The sequence below is a fragment of the Amantichitinum ursilacus genome, assembly GCF_001294205.1.
GTDB lineage: Bacteria > Pseudomonadota > Gammaproteobacteria > Burkholderiales > Chitinibacteraceae > Amantichitinum > Amantichitinum ursilacus.
Genome location: NZ_LAQT01000024.1, coordinates 1 through 1253, shown reverse-complemented (window position 1 = coordinate 1253; position 1253 = coordinate 1). Strand labels below are relative to the sequence as shown.

Annotated in this window: 1 protein-coding gene; it reads right to left on the bottom strand. The window is 63.7% G+C overall.

The annotated features are described in order from the left end of the window. The coding region (locus WG78_RS15595) for a hemagglutinin repeat-containing protein (RefSeq protein ID WP_201782460.1) at window positions 1-1253 on the bottom strand (1253 nt) is incomplete at both ends.

The following is a 1253-nucleotide window of genomic DNA, read 5'->3' as shown; positions in this document are numbered from 1 at the left end:
TGCGCGTGGTTCTCGATATCGGAGTAGGTGAGGGTGCCGGTGGTAAAGCTGTTTGCTTTGCTATCAATCGCCGCCTGGCTGCTTTCGATAACGCCGCCTTTCAGGTCCGTATTGCCCTTCACATTCACCTGGAAGCCGCCGTCACCTGCCTTGATGCCCGATTGCTCGGTCACGCTGGCGTAGTCGCTGTTCATCTTCTGCTGGCTGGCGTTGGCACTGGCGCTGAAGCCATAGCCGACGGTGACGCTGCCGCTGACCTGCTGGTCCTTGCTGCCGTACTTGTGGGTGTCCTGCAGGCTTTCGATGTTCAGGTCGCCGCCCACATTGGCGACCACCTGGTTGCCGCTGACCACGGCGCCCTTGATATTGGTGTCGCCGCCGGAATCGATGCCCACCGTCTTGCCGGCGCTGATGTGGCTGTTGGTCCAGCTCTGGTCGGTGCCGTCGCTGCCGCCTTTGCCCAGCGCGGCGTTGGCGGTGATCCCGGCGGCAAAGCCGTTCTTGCCATAGGTAATCGCCACGCCGACGCCCGCGCTCTGGTTGCTGCTGTCGCTGTGTTGTTCGTTGCTGTTGCTGGCCGCGAGCAGGTTGACCGTTCCGTCGGCTTTAAGCAGCACATTGCCGCCGCCCTTGATATCGCTGCCCTGCACGGTGATGTTGCTGTCCGCGCCCGCGCCGGTGGCCTTGATGATGACGTCACCGCCTGCGGCCACTTTTGAGCCTGCCGCAGTGCTGCCGCTTTGCGTGGTTTTGCTTTCGTTCTTCGACTGGCCGTAGGTGATCGAAACGCTGACGCCACCGGCGTTCTGCGGGTCAGCCTTCATTGCGTCGTAGTTGTTGACCGCCGCCAGCGCGGTCGCGCCACCGGCCAGCGCCTGCACGCGTTTGTCAGAGGTCTGGCTGGCCGCCTGTTTCATCTGTTGCGCGGTCTGCAATGCGCTGATCACGGGCGCGCTGACGGCCGCGGTGATGCCGCTCTGTTTGAACTCGCTCTGCTGGGTGCTGCTGCTGGCCTGCTGCGTCTCGACAATCTCGACCTTCTTGCCGCTGATGCCGATATCGCCGGCCAGCGCGGTGACGTTGCTGCCTTCCTGGCGGTACAGGTTGCCCGCGGTGATCACCACGTTGCCGCTGGTGGCGCCGACGTTGGAGGCATTGGCGGTCTGGCTGGTTTGCGTGGCGTCCGCCGATTGTTGTTGCGTGCCGTAGGTAAAGCCCACGCCGCCGGTGCCGAACAGGCCGGATTTGCTGGT